Annotated in this window: 17 protein-coding genes and 2 pseudogenes; 10 read left to right on the forward strand and 9 right to left on the reverse strand. The window is 35.1% G+C overall.

The window, feature by feature from the left end:
* Positions 1 to 84: 84 nt before the first annotated feature.
* Positions 85 to 377 (forward strand): annotated as a pseudogene (locus EKL95_RS15130) (transposase); the annotation flags it as partial.
* Positions 378 to 677: 300 nt separating this feature from the next.
* Here the strand turns inward: EKL95_RS15130 and EKL95_RS04285 are convergent.
* Both EKL95_RS04285 and EKL95_RS04290 read right to left on the reverse strand, forming a co-directional pair.
* The gene (locus EKL95_RS04285; RefSeq protein ID WP_126563612.1) at positions 678 to 1,955 is read right to left on the reverse strand and encodes a hypothetical protein; all 1,278 of its coding nucleotides are present in this window, start codon (positions 1,953 to 1,955) and stop codon (positions 678 to 680) included.
* Positions 1,956 to 2,008: 53 nt separating this feature from the next.
* Positions 2,009 to 2,362, reverse strand: a complete 354-nt coding sequence (locus tag EKL95_RS04290) for a hypothetical protein (RefSeq protein WP_126563613.1) — start codon at positions 2,360 to 2,362, stop codon at positions 2,009 to 2,011.
* Positions 2,363 to 2,551: 189 nt separating this feature from the next.
* Between EKL95_RS04290 and EKL95_RS04295 the strand changes: the two are divergent.
* A pseudogene (locus EKL95_RS04295) lies at positions 2,552 to 2,983 on the forward strand (transposase); the annotation flags it as partial.
* Between the two features lie 28 nt (positions 2,984 to 3,011).
* Here EKL95_RS04295 and EKL95_RS04300 read toward each other — a convergent pair.
* The 3 genes from EKL95_RS04300 to ahcY all read right to left on the reverse strand — a co-directional run bounded on the left by EKL95_RS04300 (position 3,012) and on the right by ahcY (position 6,186).
* Positions 3,012 to 4,076, reverse strand: a complete 1,065-nt coding sequence (locus tag EKL95_RS04300) for a serine hydrolase domain-containing protein (RefSeq protein ID WP_126553938.1) — start codon at positions 4,074 to 4,076, stop codon at positions 3,012 to 3,014.
* Between the two features lie 133 nt (positions 4,077 to 4,209).
* On the reverse strand, positions 4,210 to 4,773 hold the full coding sequence (locus tag EKL95_RS04305) for a transposase (protein ID WP_233589377.1): 564 nt from the start codon (positions 4,771 to 4,773) through the stop codon (positions 4,210 to 4,212).
* A gap of 96 nt (positions 4,774 to 4,869) precedes the next feature.
* Positions 4,870 to 6,186, reverse strand: a complete 1,317-nt coding sequence (gene ahcY, locus EKL95_RS04310) for an adenosylhomocysteinase (protein ID WP_126457562.1) — start codon at positions 6,184 to 6,186, stop codon at positions 4,870 to 4,872.
* 281 nt (positions 6,187 to 6,467) lie between these two features.
* Between ahcY and EKL95_RS04315 the strand changes: the two genes are divergently transcribed.
* The 8 genes from EKL95_RS04315 to EKL95_RS04350 all read left to right on the forward strand — a co-directional run bounded on the left by EKL95_RS04315 (position 6,468) and on the right by EKL95_RS04350 (position 15,510).
* A complete protein-coding gene (locus EKL95_RS04315; RefSeq protein ID WP_126563615.1) occupies positions 6,468 to 7,097 on the forward strand; it encodes a 4'-phosphopantetheinyl transferase family protein in 630 nt (209 codons plus the stop codon).
* Between the two features lie 138 nt (positions 7,098 to 7,235).
* On the forward strand, positions 7,236 to 7,955 hold the full coding sequence (locus EKL95_RS04320; protein ID WP_126553936.1) for a geranylgeranylglyceryl/heptaprenylglyceryl phosphate synthase: 720 nt from the start codon (positions 7,236 to 7,238) through the stop codon (positions 7,953 to 7,955).
* Positions 7,955 to 8,584, forward strand: coding sequence for a nicotinamide riboside transporter PnuC (pnuC, locus tag EKL95_RS04325; protein WP_126561472.1), 630 nt, complete (start codon positions 7,955 to 7,957; stop codon positions 8,582 to 8,584). Before EKL95_RS04320 ends, pnuC begins: the two co-directional genes overlap by 1 nt.
* A complete protein-coding gene (locus EKL95_RS04330) occupies positions 8,539 to 10,659 on the forward strand; it encodes a DUF4301 family protein (RefSeq protein WP_126563616.1) in 2,121 nt (706 codons plus the stop codon). Before pnuC ends, EKL95_RS04330 begins: the two co-directional genes overlap by 46 nt.
* A 13-nt stretch (positions 10,660 to 10,672) precedes the next feature.
* Entirely contained in the window at positions 10,673 to 11,077 is a 405-nt protein-coding gene (gene arfB, locus EKL95_RS04335) for an alternative ribosome rescue aminoacyl-tRNA hydrolase ArfB (RefSeq protein ID WP_126457557.1), read from the forward strand.
* A 306-nt stretch (positions 11,078 to 11,383) separates the two neighbouring features.
* Positions 11,384 to 13,462 carry a TonB-dependent receptor gene (locus EKL95_RS04340; protein ID WP_233589372.1) on the forward strand — a complete coding sequence of 693 codons (2,079 nt, stop codon included), beginning with the start codon at positions 11,384 to 11,386 and terminating at the stop codon, positions 13,460 to 13,462.
* A 209-nt stretch (positions 13,463 to 13,671) separates the two neighbouring features.
* On the forward strand, positions 13,672 to 14,388 hold the full coding sequence (locus EKL95_RS04345; RefSeq protein WP_126455170.1) for a DsbA family protein: 717 nt from the start codon (positions 13,672 to 13,674) through the stop codon (positions 14,386 to 14,388).
* 138 nt (positions 14,389 to 14,526) lie between these two features.
* Complete coding sequence (locus EKL95_RS04350) at positions 14,527 to 15,510, forward strand: Gfo/Idh/MocA family protein (RefSeq protein ID WP_126563618.1); 984 nt, start codon at positions 14,527 to 14,529, stop codon at positions 15,508 to 15,510.
* A gap of 66 nt (positions 15,511 to 15,576) precedes the next feature.
* On the opposite strand, the gene EKL95_RS04355 is transcribed toward EKL95_RS04350, so the two are convergent.
* The 4 genes from EKL95_RS04355 to EKL95_RS04370 form a co-directional block, all read right to left on the reverse strand.
* Entirely contained in the window at positions 15,577 to 18,753 is a 3,177-nt protein-coding gene (locus EKL95_RS04355; RefSeq protein ID WP_126563619.1) for an efflux RND transporter permease subunit, read from the reverse strand.
* Between the two features lie 76 nt (positions 18,754 to 18,829).
* Positions 18,830 to 19,897, reverse strand: a complete 1,068-nt coding sequence (locus EKL95_RS04360; protein WP_126457547.1) for an efflux RND transporter periplasmic adaptor subunit — start codon at positions 19,895 to 19,897, stop codon at positions 18,830 to 18,832.
* A 5-nt stretch (positions 19,898 to 19,902) separates the two neighbouring features.
* A complete protein-coding gene (locus EKL95_RS04365; protein WP_126563620.1) occupies positions 19,903 to 21,267 on the reverse strand; it encodes a TolC family protein in 1,365 nt (454 codons plus the stop codon).
* Complete coding sequence (locus tag EKL95_RS04370) at positions 21,264 to 21,863, reverse strand: TetR/AcrR family transcriptional regulator (protein WP_126563621.1); 600 nt, start codon at positions 21,861 to 21,863, stop codon at positions 21,264 to 21,266. Before EKL95_RS04370 ends, EKL95_RS04365 begins: the two co-directional genes overlap by 4 nt.
* Between the last annotated feature and the right edge of the window lie 2 nt (positions 21,864 to 21,865).

Below are 21,865 nucleotides of genomic sequence, written 5' to 3' on the forward strand. Positions count from 1 at the left end.
AATTTATTTGTAAATCGAGAGGTTTCTTTATTGTTTTATCGGATTAGCTCTCAATTTGAAACTAAAACAGGTTGGTTTTTTTGGGTCAAAAATGCATCAGAATTTATCAGGCGTTTTGCGTTGCATATTTGGCCTTAACGGTTTGTCAAAATCCGGCATTATGGTTTTTTGAGCAGCACTTGGAAGCGACAAAAGCTGAAACTTTTACAGGAAAATTTTAAGGTAAAAGTTTTAGAAAAAGTAGAAAAGAAACCCTTTTACCCAAGTGTCCGTGTTGTAAAACAGGAAATTTACACCGAATAGCAGTCTTTGACCAGTGTGGTCCTCCAGCTTGGTATCTTGGCGGTAGCCAAAGTTCAAATTCCTATATTAACTAATTTATGGGTAAGCGCATGTATGCTCAAAAGTGAAGGAACATACGAAAAAAACCAAGCTGAAAATTCTCCAAAAAAAAGAGGACCCTAAATCCTCTTCATATTCTCTCTAAAAACTTTACGACAACTCCATAGTGTTAACGGACGTACAATCGGTTCTGTTCAACCCGGGTTTACCTTATTGAATTTATTTTTGTTGGTATTCGGTGATTATAATTCATTGTTCGTGCTGCGCACGCAACGAACCCTAGCTGTTGGCAATAGTTTTTTTAAAGGATTAATTTAATTTTTAGCCATTAATTTTCAGTTTAATTTCCATTTGGAACAGTTAAATTCAATTACTAATTCATTATTATTTGGATTTCTTAATTCTATTTTTTGGAATGTTTCATTTGATATAGTTCCTATTTCAGTAAGTTTTATATATTTAAAAAATAATTTTTTGTTTCTCATATAAAAAATCACTTTATCAAATTTTCCATTATTAATGTTGAATATTATTTCAAAATTGTTTATTTCAATATTACAATTTATTGTATTAGTACGATAATCACCTTCTGAATCAAAAATATTGCATTTATAAGCTGTATTTTTTGGTAATTTTAATAATTCAATTTTTAATTTATCAAAATCATTATCTTTTATATTAATGATTTCTTCATTTTTTTTATTAAAGTTATCAATTAAATCTTGATTATAGAACTCTATAAGTTTTTCTGGAGAACTAAATGAGAAAGTCATTTTTACTATTTTACCATTATGAAAAAAAAGATTACAACAATAAGGTTCTTGCTCGTTAAAATATTTTAATTTTCGTGTTACACCTATATTCATTTTAAATAGCATAATAGCTATATTTTCTGAATTAGTTTCTTCGGGTATAATTAATAGTTGAATTCTATCGTTTGAAGTAATTACTATGTCAAAAATATTAAAAGTTGAAATTTGATTGTCTAAAGTATTCTTAACAAATTCTATTTTAGTTTTATTAGTACCGTTTTCAATAATGACTTTTGCAATTATTAATGTATCAACAATTCCTTTATCAACTAATTCGCCTGATTTCCACGTTTCGTAATTTGTAACTTTAAAACCAAATTCTAGATGATCTAATTTTGTAAAAGTTTCAAAATTATCAAAACCATTTTTGGTCTTTAAAACTTCCTGTTTCGTTTTTTTTACGTTCAATACGTCTCTACTATAATCGTTATAAAGTTCACAATAATGTTCGTTTATCATTTCAATAATAAAGTCATATTTTAGATAATCGAAATAATTAGCAAATATTATATTAATTTCTTTTTTATCAATTATAGTTTCATTGAATATATTTCCCAATGAATAAATTAAACCATCAAACATAATTTTTCTCTCATTCTCTGGAAGTGAATTTACATCTTGGTTAGTTTTTTTTTTAATATCATTAAAAATTAAAAAATGATAAACTAATAAAAAGAATAATGATTCTTTTCGTACATCAACTAGATTATAAGTGTCATTATTTTTTGAATATCTTGCTCTTAAATGTCTTCTTATTTCGTTTTCATAACCAACATATTTTTGATGTAGTTCTGTATCCATTTTATTTTTGATTCAAGTTAATTTATTAATGCTGAACGCAATTAATTTATAGCTTATAAATTATGCTTTTTAATTTTTTTTATTAAATTATATATTTGATTTTTATTAAAATCTTTGATGTATATTTCCCAAATAGAATATTTATTGAATTGTGTTGTACTGTATTTTCTATGTGTAAAATTAATATTTATTTCATTTATTAAAATTGACAATGCTTCTATTTTTTTTTGACTAATATTTTTGAAAGGATATTTTAAGCCAATATTTTCTTTAGTTATAAATACTGTGAAATTTATTGATTTGTTTATACCTGTAATAATATAATTATCCCTAAATCCAAAAGTTTGGTCATCAAATACTTCGTTTAATTCCTTATTAAAATCTTTTAAATTAGTCTCATCTGTCATTTGTTTATTTCTCCTTTTATGCGATTTTCCCCAAAATTACAGCCAACGTCAGTTTGTCTAAAAACCTTTAAACGAACTGTATTTTGTTAATCATTGAGTAAATATATATTATTTAAACTACAATTAAAATTCGTTCTGGCAAAAGTCGCTTATGATTAAAATAAAACAGTCCGTAAAAAGAGTTAAAAATTGTTTTTAGAGTCCCAAAATATAAAGCCATCCTTTTTAGGAGATTGCACTGAATACGAACAAATCCGTCAGGATTTATGGTGCAAGCCTTGGGTTGTATTTGCTAAGAAGTCTTTTGGAAATCCCAAATCGGTGGTGGAATATTTGGGAAGATACATTCACCCCGTTAGAAACCCCCGATACATTTTTGATTACTATTTTTTTTGGATTTGTGTTTCTAACGGGGCACGTAAAATTGCCATTAGCAATCAAAGAATCAAAAGTATAGACAATGAAATCGTGACTTTTGAGTACAAGGATTACCGAGTGGCTGGAGCCAAAAAGTTGATGACACTAACGCACAAAGAGTTTATTCGCCGATTTTCATTGCATATTTTGCCCAAACGTTTTGTCAAGATCCGGCATTACGATTTTTTAAGTAGCACTTGTAAGCCCTAGCTGTTAGCGGCAGTTGTTATTTTTAGTTAATGTATAATTTAGCAATTTCTTCTATAAAAGCTTGAGGATGAGAACCCATTAAATTTGTCAAAATTACTATTGAAACATTTTTATTAGGATAAATAAATAATGCATTTCTTGCACCACCCATTGAAGCAATTATTGGATTTTCAGCTCTTGAACTTAATGAAAAACCAATTGAAGTTCTGTCGAGCAAACCATTCTCTTCATATGGTTTTCCGTTTTCTAATTCAATAGGTTTTAAAAGAATTTTAAGATTTTCAGCATTAATTAATTGATTAGTTTGTAATGCAATTACCCATTGTGCCATTTCGGTTGCTGTTGCATATATCCCACCTGCAGGCAATAAATTTGAAGGCATTGGTTGATAAACATTAGTTAGAACATTATTTCTAAAATAAGTATATGGTCTTGATGAGTTATTAATAATGTTATAAAAATCCCCAATTCCTGCCTTCATGGCGTTTTTCATTCCTGCTTTTTTGAATTGGTTTTCCATAATAAATTTTTCAAACGACTGTCCACTAATTTTTTCTATAAGCATTCCTAGAAGCATGTAATTTGCCAAGCCTTCTCTCACATGTTTTCCAGGTTCAAAAGCAAGGGGTAGCTTTTTGACGTTTTCGAACAAAATATTACCATCCTCGGAAAGCATATTGCCTTGTGAATCCCAAACATCAGGAAGTCCCGATTTATGGGTTGCAAGCTGTTCTACGGTAATTTTTTGCCAAGTTTGGGGTAATTTATCTAAATAATTTGAAATAGGTTCTTCTAGATTTAATTTTCCGTTTTCTACTAATTGCATGATTGCAACTCCTGTGAATGCTTTGGTAATAGAATTAATGCTAAAAACGGTTTGACTATTTACAGCAATTGAATCTTGAATATTGGCGAATCCATAATGACTTGTTTTTACAATAACATTTTCTTTAATAACCGATAATTGTAAACCGACAATTTTATTTTTTTGAATAAGTTCTTTTATTGCAAGATCGACTTTGTCTTCTTGTGAATAAGTATTATTAAAAACCGTTAAAAGAGCGATTAAAAGCAATGTTTTTTTCATGTTTTCTTTTGTTTGATTTTACGTTTATAGTGGGTGCGATTCCCGCTAACGTCAGTTCGTCTAAAAACCTCTAAACGAACTGTATTTTGTTAATCATTAAGTAAATATATGTTATATAAACTACAATTAAAATTCATTCTGGCAAAAGTCGCTGATGATTATTAAAATAAAACAGTCCGTATAAAGGGTTAAAAATTGCTCTTAACATCACAAAATACAACGCCAGTATTCTTAGATACTGTTTTAGTAGATTGTGATCAATCAGGTTGAAGATTCGGCGCAGGTTGTAGGCTGTAAAAATCAATCCAACATCAGCTGCGGCGCGTTTTATGGTTTTGGTTGTCATGATATAGTAAAAATCCCATTGCCGCTTTATTACTCTCTTGCAAAGAGCGGGACAGGCTGCCGGATGTTCGACGATGGCTTGTCGTCTGCGGTATGTTTCATAATTATTTTGGATTCTGACTTTATTTTGATAAATAAAATCGGCATATTGGGAGCGTTCAATGAGTCTGCCTTTGGCATTTTTGGTGCATTTTTTAAAAAGTTCACAACTCAGACAAGCACTAGATTTATAATGCTTCATCTGGCTTATTGACGCGCCGTTCTTTTTGGCGTAGCAATTTCCATTGGTCGTTGGGGTTTCATTAGCAGGGCACGTATAAGTATCCGACCCGTAGTTTTTGCGAAGGGTCACGGCCAAAAACAAAAAACCCTTGCTCCCGAAACTTCGGAACTGCAAGGGTTTGTATTAAAATAGTGAGAATTGCTTCGTTTCCTCGCAATGACTCGACTAGTATCTGTAATATTCTGGTTTGAACGGGCCTTCAACTGGAACGCCAATGTAATCCGCTTGATCAGTACGTAACGTCTCTAATTCAACACCCAATTTAGCTAAGTGTAACATGGCTACTTTCTCATCAAGATGTTTTGGTAACATGTACACATCATTGTTGTATGCCGCACTGTTTTTCCATAATTCGATTTGAGCCAGTGTTTGGTTAGTAAAGGAGTTACTCATTACAAAACTTGGGTGACCTGTAGCACAACCAAGGTTTACCAAACGGCCTTCAGCCAAAACAATAATATCATTTCCAGCAATAGTGTATTTATCAACTTGAGGTTTGATTTCGATTTTTGATGCACCGTGGTTAGTGTTCAACCAAGCCATATCAATTTCGTTGTCAAAATGTCCAATGTTACAAACGATAGTTTTGTCTTTCATTTTCTCAAAATGAGAACCCAAAACAATATCTTTATTTCCAGTAGTGGTAATGATAATATCAGCAGTTGCAATAACCGTATCTAATTTTTTTACTTCAAAACCGTCCATTGCTGCTTGAAGCGCGCAAATTGGGTCAATTTCAGTAACTGTAACAATAGAACCAGCACCTCTAAAAGAAGCTGCTGTCCCTTTACCTACGTCACCGTATCCACAAACGATTACTCTTTTTGCAGCAAGCATCAAGTCAGTGGCACGACGAACTGCATCAACTGCTGATTCTTTACAACCGTATTTGTTGTCAAATTTCGATTTAGTAACCGAGTCATTCACGTTGATTGCCGGCATTGGCAATGTTCCTGCTTTTACTCTTTCGTATAATCTGTGTACTCCAGTGGTAGTTTCTTCAGATAATCCTTTGATTCCTGCAACTAATTCCGGGTAACGGTCTATAACCATATTGGTCAAATCCCCACCGTCATCAAGAATCATGTTCAATGGTTTTCTGTCTTCACCAAAAAATAATGTTTGCTCAATACACCAGTCAAAATCAGGTTCGTTCAACCCTTTCCAAGCATATACCTGAATTCCAGCAGCAGCAATCGCTGCAGCAGCCTGATCTTGTGTAGAGAAAATGTTACAAGAACTCCAAGTCACCTCAGCACCAAGAGCGATCAACGTTTCAATCAAAACTGCAGTCTGGATTGTCATGTGCAAACATCCCGCAATACGAGCACCAGCAAGTGGTTGTTCGTTTTTGTATTCCGCACGAAGCGCCATTAAACCTGGCATTTCAGCTTCTGCTAATTCAATTTCTTTTCTTCCCCAAGCCGCCAGGGAAATGTCTTTTACTTTGAAAGCCACAAAAGGCATAGTTGTAGTACTCATTTATAGTATATTTGTAATTACTTCGTCCGTTCGCCTTTCAGGCTCGGGTGAAAATTTTTTGCAAATTTACGCAATAACTTTAGAATTTTACGGTTTTCCAGAAGATTTATGAATTGTTTAATTCGCTAATCTTTTGAACATTAACTAAATAATTTCTTTAAGCTGAACTTGTTTCAGTTTCTGGAGCTATTTCCCGTTATTCGCTATATCTTTTTACACGCAAAAAAGCGTGAAAAAAGGATATCACTGCTACCGGGGCTAAAAATCAAGATCACAACACGATGCCGCTTTATAAAATCATACGTCCTAATGCCGCCACCCAAATTTTAATTTGGAAAATAACGGAACCTTTCTCCGAATTAAACCAGCAGATTGTTCTTAATGTAAACAATCAAAATCGACTGGACGGAATGAAATCCGAAATGCACCAACGCGCCTTCCTGAGCGTTCGTAAGGCATTGCAACAAGCCGGATATACTGATTTTGATTTGTATTATGACACCTTCGGAAAACCCCATTTACACGATGGAAAGCACATTTCCATCACACATTCTCATGAGTTTTCGGCCATCATAATCAGTGACGAAACTGTAGGAATCGACATTGAATTGCAAAGAGACAAAATCACTCGAATCGCTGATAAATTTTGTGACAGCGAGTTTCAATTCTTGGATATGGATAGTGAAGAATATATCCGAAAATTAACGGTTATTTGGGGTGCCAAAGAGGCTATTTTCAAAATTAGAAACGAAAGAGGAATCAGTTTCAAAGACCATATAAACGTTCATTCATTTGAATTAAATGCTAAACAAAATAAAGCTAAACTTCATTTTAATAATGTATTGAAGAATTTCAATATTCATTTTGAAGAAATAGAGGATTTTACGTTAGTTTATGCTTTCGAAAAATAGTACACAGTATTTCATCGCGCAGTTTGTCATTGCTTTGCCCGTACTGGTTAAGCAATGAAAAGACAATTAATAAGCAACAATATAAAGTATCAGAAATCCGTTTAAATCCACAAAATCCGCGTTATCTGCGTACCAAAAATGACAAACATTTATAACGAAATCATCCAATCTAAAGTCGAATGTCAAAAGCTCCTGGCGATTCTTCTGGATCCTGATAAAATAGTTTTGGAAAATTTACCTAGTTTAATTTCAAAAATCAATCAATCACCCGCAACACATATTTTCATTGGCGGAAGCCAGGTTGAAAACAACATTTTAGACGAATTAATTATAGAAATAAAAAAAAGCAGCACATTGCCTATCGTTTTATTTCCTGGAAACCCATCTCAAATTTCAGATAAAGCCGATGCAATTTTATTTTTGTCTTTAATTTCTGGTCGCAATCCTGATTTTTTAATCGAACACCAAGTAAAAGTGGCACCCATTTTAAAACAAACCCAACTCGAGATCATTTCTACCGGTTATATTTTGATTGAAAGCGGCACTGAAACCGCAGTAGAACGCATTAGTAAAACAAAGCCTTTAGATAGAAATAATCTGGATTTAGCATTGGCTACGGCACTAGCGGGAGAAATGTTAGGTAATAAACTGATTTATCTCGAAGCGGGAAGTGGCGCTAAACAAGCTGTTCCGTTAGAAATGATTGCATTAGTTACGCAAAATATTGAAATTCCGTTACTTGTTGGTGGTGGTATTGTAGATTTGCAGGGAATTCAAAACGCGTATGCTGCCGGAGCCGATCTAGTAATTATAGGAACCGCTTTTGAAAAGGATATTAATTTTTTTAACCTTAATTAATGATAGACTATTTTTTTTCGCAGTACAGCGAGTATTCAACATTAGATATTATCTTGGAAATTATAGCTGTCATTTTTGGACTATGGAGTGTTTGGTACGCCAAAAAAGACAATATTCTGGTTTTTCCAACCGGATTAGTGAGTACGTCCATATTTGTGTATTTGCTCTGGAAATGGACCTTGTGGGGTGACATGATGATTAATGGCTATTATTTTGTAATGAGTATTTATGGCTGGTACCATTGGACCCGAAAAAAAGGCGATACGGAAGAATTCCCAATTTCAAAAATTTCAAGTTCTGAAAAACGAATTGCGATAATTCTTTTTATATTTACGGTCGCTTTTGTGGTTTCAGTATACCACTATTTTGGTAAATTTACCACTTGGTATGCCTATGTAGATACATTTATTACAGGGATTTTCTTTGTGGGAATGTGGCTCATGGCCAAAAGGAAAGTCGAGAATTGGGTGTTTTGGATTATTGGAGATGTAATTTCCATTCCGTTGTATTTTGCCAAAGGCTATACCTTTACCAGTTTTCAATACATAGTATTTACAATAGTTGCCATTTTTGGCTATTTAGAATGGAAGAAAATCTCAGACAGCTCTCAAACGGAGTTACAAAAATAATTAAAATAGCTTTATTTGGTCCTGAAAGCACTGGCAAAACTACCTTGGCCAGACAGCTTGCAGACTATTATAAAACGGAATGGGTTCCGGAGTTTGCACGTGATTACCTGCAAGAAAAGTGGGATTCAAGTCAGCAAATATGTACCGTTGATGATATGCTGCCCATTGCTTACGGTCAAGCTAAATTAGAAAATGAACGAACGCTGATTGCCAATAAATATCTTTTTTGTGATACGAATCTAATGGTGACCAAAGTTTTTTCGGAGGTGTATTACAACTATTGTGATCCTTTGTTGCATGAAGCAGCTCGCGCACATGAATACGATTTGTTTTTTCTGACAGATATTGATGTACCCTGGGAAAAAGATGATTTGCGAGACAAAGCAGAAGGAAGAGAATCTGTTTTTGCCGTGTTTAAACAATCTTTAATCGATAATAATAAACCATTTATAACCCTTTCCGGAGACCAGGATTTGCGTCTCAAAAAGGCAATTGCAAGTGTTGATGACTTAACTTTAGCAAGGGAACTCGGGTTTTCCTCGGATGATTTTCTGTATATTCAGGAGTATGGAATTTCAATGAAAGACATTCAAAAGCAATTGAATTTTTTTAAAAACGGTATCCCCAAAGCAGATTTGGTTCGTCCGGCAACAGTGTCTAATGGTATTTTAAAGCTATCTGAAAAAGATTTTCAAGAAAAATCCCTTTTTTTTGATACCCATAAATCAAATTTAAAATTACAGAAATTTGTGCCTGCTTCCGGAGCAGCCAGCAGAATGTTTAAGTTTTTGGCGGAATTTATAAATGAATTTGATGTTGAAAATGAATCAATTAATTCCTATATCAACCGAAAAAAAGCAAATAAACTTGCTGTTTTTATCGTGGGAATGGAAAAACTTCCCTTTTTTGAAGCAATCGATAAACGACTCAGAGCCGAGTATGCCGCTTTTGATACTTTAGATCCAAGTTTGAAAAATTATTATTTTATAAAATTCATTTTATCATCTGATTATTTTGACTTTGCAAATCAGCCAAAAGGGACTCTTCCTTTTCATAAATACAAAACCCATATTGCAACTCCTGTGGAAGAGCATTTACAGGAATGTACGCATTATACGAGCACTAATAACTGTTCTTATTTGCATTTTACAGTGTCAGAATCCCATCAAAAAAAGTTTGAAAGCCGCATTGATGCAATTAAATCTAAAATTGAAAAGCAATCGGGTGTAACAATACAGGTTAGTTTTTCCTATCAAAGCAAGCGAACTGATACACTTGCGGTTACTATGAAAAACAAGCCGTTCCGAGATGAAAAGGGACAATTAGTTTTCAGGCCCGGAGGACACGGTGCTTTGATTGCCAATTTGAATGATTTAGAGGCTGATATAGTATTTATCAAAAACATTGACAATGTAATTCAAAACAATTTAGAGAAAATTTCTTTGTACAAAAAAGGGTTGGCGGGAATTTTGCTGGCAATACAGCAGCAGGTTTTCAGGTATTTAAACGCCTTGGATACTGTGGCAATTGAGTCCGCGTTTGTAGATGAAATTATTCTTTTTTTGAAGGAAAAATTGAATACTACAATGAAGGACGGTTTTCATACATATACTCTGGACAATAAAATCAAGGAAATAAAAGCGATTTTAAACAGGCCGATTCGCGTATGCGGAATGGTAAAAAACGAGGGTGAACCCGGAGGAGGGCCGTTTTGGGTCCGGGATCTTCAAGGAGGAATTTCATTGCAAATCGTAGAAGGTTTCCAAGTCGATTTGGCAAACGACAATCAAAAGACGATTCTGGATGCTGCTACCCATTTTAATCCGGTTGATTTAGTCTGTAGCCTAAAAAATTATAAAAAAGAGAAATTTGATCTCACTCACTTTGTGGATTATAGTAGTGGTTTTATTGTGGAAAAAAATGTAGCGGGCAAAAACATCAAAGGGTATGAATTGCCTGGTTTATGGAACGGCGCAATGGCTAAATGGCTGACTGTGTTTGTTGAGGTGCCTTTGATTACTTTTAATCCGGTCAAAACGGTGAATGATTTGTTGAAACCGGCACATCAGTTCTAAAATTTACGCATCAATGGAAATAGAAAAAATCGTATCCGAATTAAGTTTTAAAGCAGTCCGGAGCAGTGGAGCCGGCGGTCAGAACGTAAATAAAGTATCCTCTAAAGTGGTGTTGACTTTTGATCTGCACCATTCTCTGGCTTTAACGGACGAAGAAAAACTTTTGATTGCAACTAAATTATCGTCCAGACTTACCACTGATGCTGTTTTAATTTTAAATTGTGAGGAAGACCGAAGTCAATTTAGAAACAAAGAACTCGTAATCAAACGATTTTTGGAATTAATAAAAAATGCATTGCTTGTTCCAAAAGAAAGAAAACCCACCAGAATCCCTAAATCAGTCATTAGAAAAAGAATAAAGGATAAAAAGACTATTTCTGAAGTCAAGAAAAACAGGAGAAAACCAAATTTAGAATAAGATTTTATTTTTTATTTTCTAAAATTCGAACAAAAAAAACTACTTTTGCGCTGTCTCAAAGGGGTGCTCTAAATAACGAGCTGAGATCATACCCAACGAACCTGGGCGAGTAATGTCGCTAAGGGAAAAAATGACAAAGAAAATAGCGTGCACACTATCTATTTGTCATAGGAAACAATCATTTATTAATTTAACAAAAGGAATAATTCCCCCTTTTATTCGTAATCTTATTTACGGATGAATACTATTTTAGTCTCAAAGTCTCAAAGTCTTAAAGTTTCAAAGTCCAAGAATCTGACATATTTTATGTCTTCTGTCTTTCTCTTTACATCATTTATCTCTTTTTCTCAAGTTAAAGACACTACGAAAGTAAACCAACTTGATGAAGTCTTGGTTTCGGCGGTGCGGGTCACTACTAAAACGCCGGTAAGTTTCAGTAATTTGGACAAAAAGGAAATCAAATTCCGAAATTTAGGACAGGATATCCCTATTTTAATGAATTATTTGCCGTCAGTTGTCACTACATCTGATGCGGGAAATGGAGTAGGGTATACCGGAATTCGCGTACGTGGTAGCGATGCAACAAGAGTGAATGTCACTATCAACGGAATTCCTTACAATGATTCTGAAAGTCAGGGAACCTTTTGGGTAAATATGCCAGATTTTGCTTCATCATTAGAAAGTTTGCAATTGCAACGTGGCGTAGGAACGTCTACGAATGGAGCGGGTGCTTTTGGGGCGAGCTTAAACATGTTGACGGACAATTTTGCCAAAGAAAGCTCTGGTGAAATATCGAACTCTGTGGGTAGTTTCAATACCAGAAAACACACCGTAAAATTCAGTACGGGTTTGATGAACGACCATTTTGAAATCGCAGGAAGGTTATCAGCCATCAAGTCTGACGGGTTTGTAGATCGTGGCGCTTCTGATTTGAAATCCTATTTTCTGCAGGGAACGTATGTCGGCAAAACGACTTTGATAAAAGCATTGGTTTTTGGAGGTACTGAAAAAACGTACCAGTCTTGGAACGGAATAGATGCAGAAACGCTGCAGAATGACCGAGCGTTTAATTCATCAGGTGCTTTTACGGACGAGCAAGGAAATGCTCGTTTTTATGATAATGAAACGGATAATTACCAGCAAGATCACTCTCAATTGCATTGGAACGAAAAAATATCTGAAAACTGGAGTACTAATTTTGCTTTGCATTACACCAAAGGAGAAGGTTTTTTTGAAAATTATAAGGAAGACGCTGATTATAGGGATTATGGATTAGAGCCTACTGGTGGAGTTTCAACAACGGATTTAGTGCGTCAAAAATGGTTGGAAAATGATTTCTACGGAACTACTTTTTCTGCTAATTATAAGGATGAAAATCTGGATGTGATTTTTGGTGGTGGATGGAATAAGTATGAAGGCGACCATTTTGGAAAAGTGATTTGGGCACGAAATGCTTCTCAGAGTGAATTGGGAGATCGCTATTATGATGATTATGCCAATAAAACGGACGGGAATGTTTTTGTGAAAGCCAATTACCAAATCACAGAACAGCTAAGTTTATTTGGAGATTTGCAATATCGTTCAGTGAATTACAAGGCTAATGGTGTTCAACCAACACTTGTGGATGATACGTTTAATTTCTTTAACCCTAAAACGGGATTAACTTATACGATCAATTCCAGAAATTCCGTGTATTTGTCTTATGCCAGAGCCAATCGCGAACCAAATAGAAGTGATTATGAAGGCGGAAACGTAAAACCAGAAAAGCTAAATGACTTTGAATTGGGGTGGAGATATGTTGCGGAAAAAGTACAATTTAACTCGAATGTGTATTATATGGCCTATAAAGACCAATTGATTTTGACAGGGAGTTTAGACGATGTAGGTGCTCCGATACGTTCGAACAGCGAAAAAAGTTACCGCTTAGGACTGGAAATAGATGCTACAATAGCGTTGACAGACCAATTGATTATTCGTCCTAATTTTACCTTGAGTGCCAATAAAAATATTGATTTAGCTGTTGAAGGAAAGGATTACGGCACTACAGATATCGCATATTCGCCATCGATTATTGCGGGAAATATTCTGGTCTACACACCAGTGGAGAATCTTCATATTTCGTGGTTGCAAAAATTCGTTGGGGAACAATACATGAACAACATTGAATTACCGGCTGCAAAGTTGGCGGATTATTTTGTGAATGATTTGAATGTGGCGTACACCTTTAAACCCAAATCAATTTTTAAAGAAATAATTGTAACAGGTCTTGTAAACAATTTTTTAGATAAAAAATACGTTTCTAACGGATACATGTATGACATCTATCCGTATTATTATCCACAAGCAGGAATTAATTTCTTGGTGGGATTGACGTTGAGGTTTTAGTATAATGATTATAGTTGACAAAAAACCATCACGAGCAATTTTGATGGTTTTTTTGGTTCTATTATAAAGGATTACTTTTCTGACTTTCTGATTCAAATAAATATTTACTATTCCAGTATCTATAATTAAACACTAAAACCCCAAAAGCTCAAAACTGAATTGATTAATTTTGTATTATAAAATTAATTTTTGAATTTAATTAAAGGAAAATGGGAAATACATTAAAAATACAAATCTGGTCGGATATCATGTGTCCGTTTTGTTATATTGGAAAAAGAAGAATAGAAGGTGCTTTACAGAATTTTGAGCATAAAGATGCAGTTGAAATTGAATGGAAAAGTTTTCAGTTAGACGCCGGCTTTGTTGCTTCTCCAGAGGATGATATGGTTGAGCATTTGGCCGAAAAATATAGAAAAGATAAAGATTGGGCACAAGAGATGCTGAATAATATGACTGAAAATGCTAAAAATGCAGGATTGGATTTCAATTTTGAAAAAGCGGTTATGGCCAATTCGCTGCATGCACATCGCTTGTTGCATTTGGCTAAAAAATATGATTTGGCAAATGACTTAGAAGAATTACTGTTCAAAGCCTATTTAACGGATGGTAAGAATATTAATGATTTGGATACATTGAAAGCGTTAGGACTGGAAGTAGGACTGAATGGCGAAGCTATTGATGAAGTGCTAAATTCTGATGCTTACGCAAATGAAGTGCAGCAGGATATAAATGAGGCGCAATCTGTCGGGGTTCAAGGAGTTCCTTTTTTTGTTTTCGATAATAAATATGCAGTTTCGGGTGCGCAACATGTGGAAACCTTTGTGAAAACACTTGAAAAAGTATGGGAGGAAGGCAAATTTGATTCGAAAGTCACGGTATTGAATACCACCGATGGAGACAGTTGTGGAATTGATGGTTGTGAGTAAAACGAGAATTTCAAACGATAAGCAATTAAGTTCCATCCAGCGTTGTATCTACAAGAAGCATAATTTCTTTCTGGTTAACTATTACGCAAAACAGTCGCAGTAGCGCACAATCGTCTGAGGCAATGAAAAATTATCATTATGAGTGAACCTACAAAAGTAATCCGCTGGGGAATATTAGGCTGTGGCGATGTTACCGAACTGAAAAGTGGTCCTGCGTACCAGAAAACGGATGGTTTTCAAGTGGTAGCAGTAATGCGAAGAGATGCGGTTAAGGCTGCGGATTATGCTAAAAGACACGGAATCAGCAAATATTACACAAATGCCGATGATTTGATTAATGATCCTGAGATTGATGCGATTTATATTGCCACGCCTCCGGATGTGCATAAATTGTATGGACTCATGGTGGCTGCAGCCGGTAAAATATGTTGTATCGAAAAACCTTTGTCTCCAAATTATCAAGACAGTCTCTCGATTTGTACTGCTTTCGCAGCAAAAAAAATTCCGTTGTTTGTAGCCTATTATCGCCGAACATTACCTCGTTTTGAACAAATAAAAGCGTGGCTTGATACCAATAGCATTGGTGAAATCAGACACATAAGATGGCATTTGAGTAAACCTGCAAGTTCTACGGATTTATCAGGCGAATACAATTGGCGAACTGATGCGTTGATTGCTGCAGGCGGTTATTTTGATGATTTAGCAAGTCACGGTCTGGATTTATTCACGCATTTATTGGGAAATATAAAAGAAGTTTCGGGGCTTAGTATTAATCAGCAGGGATTGTACACGGCCAAAGATGCTGTTGCCGCTTGTTGGTTGCATGAGTCTGGAATTACAGGTTCAGGCAGCTGGAATTTTGGATGCTATGAACGGGAAGATAAAGTGGACATTTATGGAAGCAAAGGAAAAATAACGTTTTCTGTATTTGAAAATGATCCTGTAGTGCTTTCGAACGCACAAGGACAAACAGAAGTATTTATTGACCATCCTGAAAATATTCAGTTGTATCATGTGCAGCAAATGCGAGAAGACCTTCTTAGGAACAGTAAGCATCCTTCCACAGGTTTGACAGCAACGCATACAAGCTGGGTTATGGACCAAATTATGGGAAATTTGTAGTGTTTAAATATAAAAAACCTGTTCAAACTAATGAACAGGTTTTATCTTTTATAATAAATTCAGATTTTAAACGGTATGTTTTGGATTAAATCCATCTTCACTTAGTTCTTTATGCTCATAATCGGCAACCATTTCAGCTTCATAATCAACTTTTTCTCCTTTCGAAAGTCTACTGATGGCTTTTTCCATAATTTGGTAAATTACCGGAACTACTACTAAAGTCAAGAATAATGAGGAAATTAATCCCCCAATAATTACCCAAGCCAAACCGTTTTTCCATTCCGCTCCAGCTCCACTTGCCAGTGCAATTGGTACCATACCAAATACCATCGCGATAGTGGTCATCAAAATTGGACGAAGACGCGCATGATTTGCTTGGATTAATGCTGTTCTGACCGTTTCGCCAGCTTTACGCCTTTGATTGGTATAATCTACAAGCATAATCGCATTTTTACACACCAGACCAATAAGCATGATGATACCTAAAATGGTAAATATATTCAGTGTATTATTGGTTAAAGCCAAAGCCAACATTGCACCAATAAAGGAAAGCGGGATGGCAAACAATACCACAAATGGATGTACAAAACTGTCGTATAACGAAACCATTACCAGGTAAACCAAGACAATCGCAGCTAATAGCGCAATTCCTAATGTACCAAAACCTTCGGACTGGTTTTCCTGATCACCACCCCAAATATAATTTACACCGGTTGGTTTTTTTAATTTTTCAATTTTTTCTTGCCATTGTGTTACAATAGTTCCTGAAGCCACACCCACATTTTGGCCTTTTACAGTTACCGATGCTGATTTGTCTCTTCGTTCTAATTCACTTGGACCGGAACCTTCGGTTACGGTTGCAAATTGATTCAGTTTTATTTGTTGACCACTATCGTTTATGAAAATTAAGTTTCTGACATCTGCGATACTTTTTCTGTCGAATGCATTGTATTTAATGTTGATGTCATATTCGTATTCACCAGCTCTAAATCTACCATCAGTATTTCCGCTAAAAGCAGTTTGCATGGTCATACCTACTGTTTGCAAACTCAATCCTAAAGCGGCCATTTTATCTCTATCGACTTTTACGTTTACTTCTGGATTTCCATCTTCTACGGATAATTCGATTTCTGTTGCTCCAGGAATGGTACGTAATTCTTTTTCTGCTGCTTTTGCAAATTGCATGGCGCTTTCTACATTTGGCCCCGTTACAATTAATCCTAAAGTAGCATCTTCTGCAGTTCCTAAAATACCAACTGGAACTGTTTTTACTTTGGCACCAACTAGTATTTTTTCTAATTTGCGTTTGGTTTTTGCAGCATACACATTTGCAGGTTCATTACGGTTGTCTAATCCAACCATTTTTACATTTATCTCCGATTTGTAAGCAGTGGCTTGCGAAGCACCAAGACCTTCACTGGTTTGACCAATCGTTGTAATTTGACTAAAAACATACTCTTCTTTCTGCAAGAATGCTTCTGCTTTTTGCGTCATGAAATTGGTTTGCTCTAATGAAGCATCTTTTGGCATTTCTATCTGAACTAAAAACTCACCACTATCAGACGCGGCAAAGAATTCCCCACCAATAAATCCACCGCCAAATAAACTAATCATCGATCCAAAAAAGAGTACTAAAACGATAGCTAGTGTTTTAAAATAATGATCCAAACACCATTCCAATAATCTGGAGACCCAATTTGTAAATCGTGTTAAATAGCTTTCAAATCCAAGGATGATTCTTCCAAAAAGATTTTTACCTTGAATGTGTTCTAATTTCCCGTATCTTGAAGATAACCATGGAATGATTGTAAATGAAGCGACTAATGACAGCAATGTTGAGATAATAACAGTTACACAGAATTGTGTAATAATGTTAGAAACCAATCCGGTACTCATTGCAATTGGTAGAAACACTACTACAATTACTAAAGTAATCGATACAACAGTTCCACCAATTTCTGCAGTTCCATCATAAGCAGCTCGAACTTTATTTTTACCCATTTCCATGTGCCTGTAAATATTCTCGAGAACCACAATGGCATCATCCACAAGAATACCCACCACAAGAGAAAGTCCCAATAAACTCATTAAGTTTAAGGTATACCCCATCAAATAAATTCCAATGAACGTAGCAATTAATGAAGCAGGAATAGAAACCATTACAATCAATGAGTTTCTAATGCTGTGCAAGAAAAACAACATTACAAGAGCCACTAAAAGTACCGCAATTAGTAAATCATGCACAACAGCATCGGCAGCTTCTAATGTGAAAATAGTACTGTCTTTTGCTATTTCAAGTTTTAATCCGTTTGCTTTATAATCCGTTTCCAGTTTAGCAATTGTTTTAACTAACTCTTCACTTACCGCAACCGCATTGGCATCCGATTGTTTGATGATTTGTAAAATAATAGCACTTTTTTGATTGACACGCGCTATTTTTTCAGGAATTTTTTGAGTATCCTGAACATCAGCAATAGCGTCTAAACGAACTTGTATTCCGTTTTTAGAAGATACAATTAAGTTTCTTAATTCATCAACAGTTTTATATTTTCCGGCTAAACGAATTAGTATTTTCTGCTCACGAGTTTGAATGTTTCCTGTTGGAAAATCCAAATTAGAAGATAAAATAGTTTGTTGCACTTGCGGAATCGAAAGTCCGTAGGCTTGCATTTTTACCGCATCAAGATTTACTTGAATTTCTCTTTCTTGTCCGCCAATAATATTTACTTGTGCTACACCTTCTACTCGAGAAATAACGGGTGCTAATTTTTTATCAATTAAGTCGTAAAAAGCAACTTCATCCATTTTTCCGTTGGCACCAATAGTCATAATTGGTAAATCGCTTAAAGAAAATTTAGTCAATGAAGGCGTTTCAACATCATCAGGCAAATCACTAAGAATAGCATTTATTTTACGCTGCGCATCGTTCATGGAAATATTAACATCAGCCGAAGACGTTAATGTAATGGACACTGTTGATAAACTTTCGTAGGACTTCGAGTCTATTTTTTTAATATTTTCTAAGGATGCAATGGCATCTTCAATTTTTTTGGTAACCGTATTTTCTACCTCACTTGGTGATGCACCCGGATAAATAGTGGCAACAGTAATTACATTGGTTTCGAATTTTGGAATCAATTCGTAACCCAATTGGCTGTAACTGAACAGTCCACCAAGTGTTAGAATCGTAAACAATACAATTACTAACGAAGGACGTTTTATGGATATTTCTGCTAATTTCATATATTTATATTTTTAGGTCTTAACGTATAAGGTCATGCCGTTTTCTGCTTTTGACCTTTGGGTTTACAACTTTCGACTATTTAATGACATCCACTTTAGATCCGTCCTGAAGGTTGATTTGACCTGTGACAATTACAGTTTCGCCATTTGAGAGTCCGTTTAGAATTTCTACTTTGTCCCCAAGAATTCTTCCAGCTGTAACTGTTTTCAATTTGGCAGTTCCGCTTTCAATTACAAAAACCTGATTGCTGCTTACACCTCCTACAAAAGCATCTCTAGGAACAATCATCAACGATTGTTTTTGTTGTTTCGATGCAAATTCAGCGGTTCCGTACATACCCGCTTTTAAACCGTTGGAAGCGTTGTTTGTAATTTCAATCTCGATGGGGAAATTTAAAATTTCGTCCGCTTTTGAGGCGATAAAAGTGATTTTCCCTGAGAAAATTTGGTCTGGATAAACGCTTGCTACAACTTTTGTGACGGTACCTACTTTTAAACTGGCCACTTGGCTTTCGTTAACGTTAACTTTTAGTTTTAGTTTGGAAACATTTACAATATCAAACAATTCCGTAGCAGGTGTAGCAGAAATGATTGATCCAACCTCGATGTATTTCTTATTGATAAACCCACTAATTGGCGCTTTGATTCTTGTATCTCCAACATTGATATTTGCTTGTGTTAACTGGAATTTAGCATTTACCATTGCTAGTTTTACCTGATCTACTTGTTGTTTAGTTACGCCGCCTGTTTTGTATGCATTTTCAAATCGGGTGTAATCAGCCACCGCATTTTGATACACCGCATTAGCGTTTTGCGCATTTACGTTTATAACATCACTTCGTACAATGGCGAGTGTTTGTCCTACTGAAACATAATCGCCTTCTTTTACAAGTATCTTTGTTATTTTACCTGATTTTTCAGCAGAAAATTTTAATTCTTGTATGGGTTCAAAATTTCCATTGGATGAGAAATCTAATGAAACAGCTTCGGTTTTTACGGTTTCAACTCTAACAGAAACGGAGGCGTTTTTCTCCGCAACAATAGTTGTTTTAGCTTCGTTTTCTTTTTTATTATTGGTTAATACGTAGGCAATTAGTCCTAAGGATGCTACAATTACTACTACTGTTATTATTATTTTTTTCATTTTGATTATTTATTGGTTAGTGTTTTTAATTCCCCTTTGGATTTGACTAATTGTATTTCTGCCAGTTTGTACTCTAATATGGCTGATGTGTAGTTGTTTTGAGCTTCGGTCAATGAGTTTTCAGCATCCAGTAAATCAGTCAGTGTGGTTAATCCTTGTATATAGTTGTTTCGGGTGTTATTTAAAACCTCTTTGGCTAATTGGGCATTTTCTTTCTGATTTTTGATTGTGGTTAAGCTGTTGTCAATTTGCGTTTTTGCATTGGCAAAAGCCAGGTCAAGTGACAACTTGGTATCAACCAACTCTTCGTGGATAGTTCGTAGGTCAACATCGGCTTGTCTCACTTTTGCACGAGTGCCAAATCCAGTAAATATCGGTACTTTCAAATTCAAGCCAATCGAAGAGAAATCAGACCAGTACACTCCTTTAGAAGGTTTTCCGCCCAAAGGCATTACAGGACCCTGACCAATATAATTGTACCCGGCATTCAGTGATAATGTTGGGTAATAAGCAGCTTCAATAGCCTTTTTTTGATAAAATAATAGTTGTTCTTGTTTTTTCAAAAGCAAGTATTCCGTTCTGTTTGCCGTATTTGGAATTTCAGACAATGCTTGTGACCCTACTTCAAAGGCAGTTTGTGGAATCTCGATTTGGGTTTCTATGGGCATTCCCATATAAAATTTCAAGGTATTTTCTTGTATTTGTACGGCATTCAGTACCTGTTGACGTTGTGTATTGATGTTTGAAATTTTTACTATAATTCGATCCAAATCAATTTTCTTGGCTAGACCATTGTCATATTGTCCTTTGATGATGTTTCTTACTTTGGTGGTATTTCTTAAAGTGCTGTCAATCACCGTTAGTTTTTGTCGCTGCACATAGACTTGGTAATAATTATTGGCCACACGCTCAATTACTTGCTCTTCTGTTAGTTGATTGTTGATCTGGTAAAATTCTCTGGTAGATTTTGCTGCTTTTAGGCCGGTAAAAACAGTTTGGTCGAAGATAGCCTGTGTCAGAGAAACTCCGGCAGTAGAAATCCATGGTTGGCCAAAAGCGGCTTGGATGGTAGTTCCCGGAGCGCCAAATCCTGCTCCGTCAATAACAGTTGTTTGTATTACAGGATTGTACGTCAAATTGCCATTAGCTGAAATTTGAGGCAAAGCTCTGGAGCGTATTTCCCGAATTTGGTATTCACTGTTCTCTACTTGTAATTTTGCTTTTTTGGCATCTGCTTTGTTTTCTAGAGCATAGTTGACGGCTTCTTTTAACGTAAGTGTTTGTACGGGACTTGTACCTGGGTTGCCTGAGTTTTGTGATTGAGCCGAAATACCAAAGGTCAGGATGGCTAGTAAAATTATAGTTTTCATTTTGTAGTATAGTTAAGTAAATGTTTTTCAAGTTCAATTATCCCGCTGGGAGTTGCCATAGCTCTGGTATGGTATTCTAAAATCTCAAGTTCTATCTTTTGAGCTTCTTTTTCGGAACTGGTACAGCCCTTTATACTGAAAATTAAATAATAATAAAATCGCGTGTAACTTTCAATATTTATATTGTCGCGGTAAAAACCTTGTTCGATTCCTTTTTTTATGTTTTGTTCAAAAGTGGTGTTGCATTCATTGATTTCTCTTGTCATCACTTTCTCATAAATTTCAGGATAATGTTTTTTTAATTGGTAAATGGGGGAGTCGTCTGAGGATTGAAACATTTCTTTAAACATTTTTCGTATTTCAAAATTTTCTGCGATAGCATTATAATTCTGGGCAATAATACGGTCAATAATTTGATGGATTTGTTTGTGAATTGCAGTGGTGCTTTCCTCAATAAGTAATTCTTTATTGCAGAAATATTTATAAATCGTTTTTTTAGAAATACACATTTCTCCTGCAATATCATCCATGGTGATGCTCTTAAAACCTAGTTTTAAAAACATCTCGCTTGCTTTAGTTATAATTTTTTCTTTCATTT

This window comes from Flavobacterium sp. LB2P53, from assembly GCF_003970305.1.
Lineage (GTDB): Bacteria > Bacteroidota > Bacteroidia > Flavobacteriales > Flavobacteriaceae > Flavobacterium.

Excerpts from the sequence above, each read along its gene's own strand:
- EKL95_RS04355 (WP_126563619.1), bottom strand. The coding sequence starts at position 18,753 with ATGAAATTAGCAGAAATATCCATAAAACGTCCTTCGTTAGTAATTGTA.
- EKL95_RS04340 (WP_233589372.1), top strand. The coding sequence starts at position 11,384 with ATGTCTTCTGTCTTTCTCTTTACATCATTTATCTCTTTTTCTCAAGTT.
- pnuC (WP_126561472.1), top strand. The coding sequence starts at position 7,955 with ATGATAGACTATTTTTTTTCGCAGTACAGCGAGTATTCAACATTAGAT.
- EKL95_RS04360 (WP_126457547.1), bottom strand. The coding sequence starts at position 19,897 with ATGAAAAAAATAATAATAACAGTAGTAGTAATTGTAGCATCCTTAGGA.
- EKL95_RS04345 (WP_126455170.1), top strand. The coding sequence starts at position 13,672 with ATGGGAAATACATTAAAAATACAAATCTGGTCGGATATCATGTGTCCG.
- EKL95_RS04370 (WP_126563621.1), bottom strand. The coding sequence starts at position 21,863 with ATGAAAGAAAAAATTATAACTAAAGCAAGCGAGATGTTTTTAAAACTA.
- EKL95_RS04365 (WP_126563620.1), bottom strand. The coding sequence starts at position 21,267 with ATGAAAACTATAATTTTACTAGCCATCCTGACCTTTGGTATTTCGGCT.
- EKL95_RS04320 (WP_126553936.1), top strand. The coding sequence starts at position 7,236 with ATGACAAACATTTATAACGAAATCATCCAATCTAAAGTCGAATGTCAA.
- ahcY (WP_126457562.1), bottom strand. The coding sequence starts at position 6,186 with ATGAGTACTACAACTATGCCTTTTGTGGCTTTCAAAGTAAAAGACATT.
- EKL95_RS04315 (WP_126563615.1), top strand. The coding sequence starts at position 6,468 with ATGCCGCTTTATAAAATCATACGTCCTAATGCCGCCACCCAAATTTTA.
- EKL95_RS04300 (WP_126553938.1), bottom strand. The coding sequence starts at position 4,076 with ATGAAAAAAACATTGCTTTTAATCGCTCTTTTAACGGTTTTTAATAAT.
- EKL95_RS04350 (WP_126563618.1), top strand. The coding sequence starts at position 14,527 with ATGAGTGAACCTACAAAAGTAATCCGCTGGGGAATATTAGGCTGTGGC.
- arfB (WP_126457557.1), top strand. The coding sequence starts at position 10,673 with ATGGAAATAGAAAAAATCGTATCCGAATTAAGTTTTAAAGCAGTCCGG.
- EKL95_RS04290 (WP_126563613.1), bottom strand. The coding sequence starts at position 2,362 with ATGACAGATGAGACTAATTTAAAAGATTTTAATAAGGAATTAAACGAA.
- EKL95_RS04330 (WP_126563616.1), top strand. The coding sequence starts at position 8,539 with ATGGAAGAAAATCTCAGACAGCTCTCAAACGGAGTTACAAAAATAATT.
- EKL95_RS04285 (WP_126563612.1), bottom strand. The coding sequence starts at position 1,955 with ATGGATACAGAACTACATCAAAAATATGTTGGTTATGAAAACGAAATA.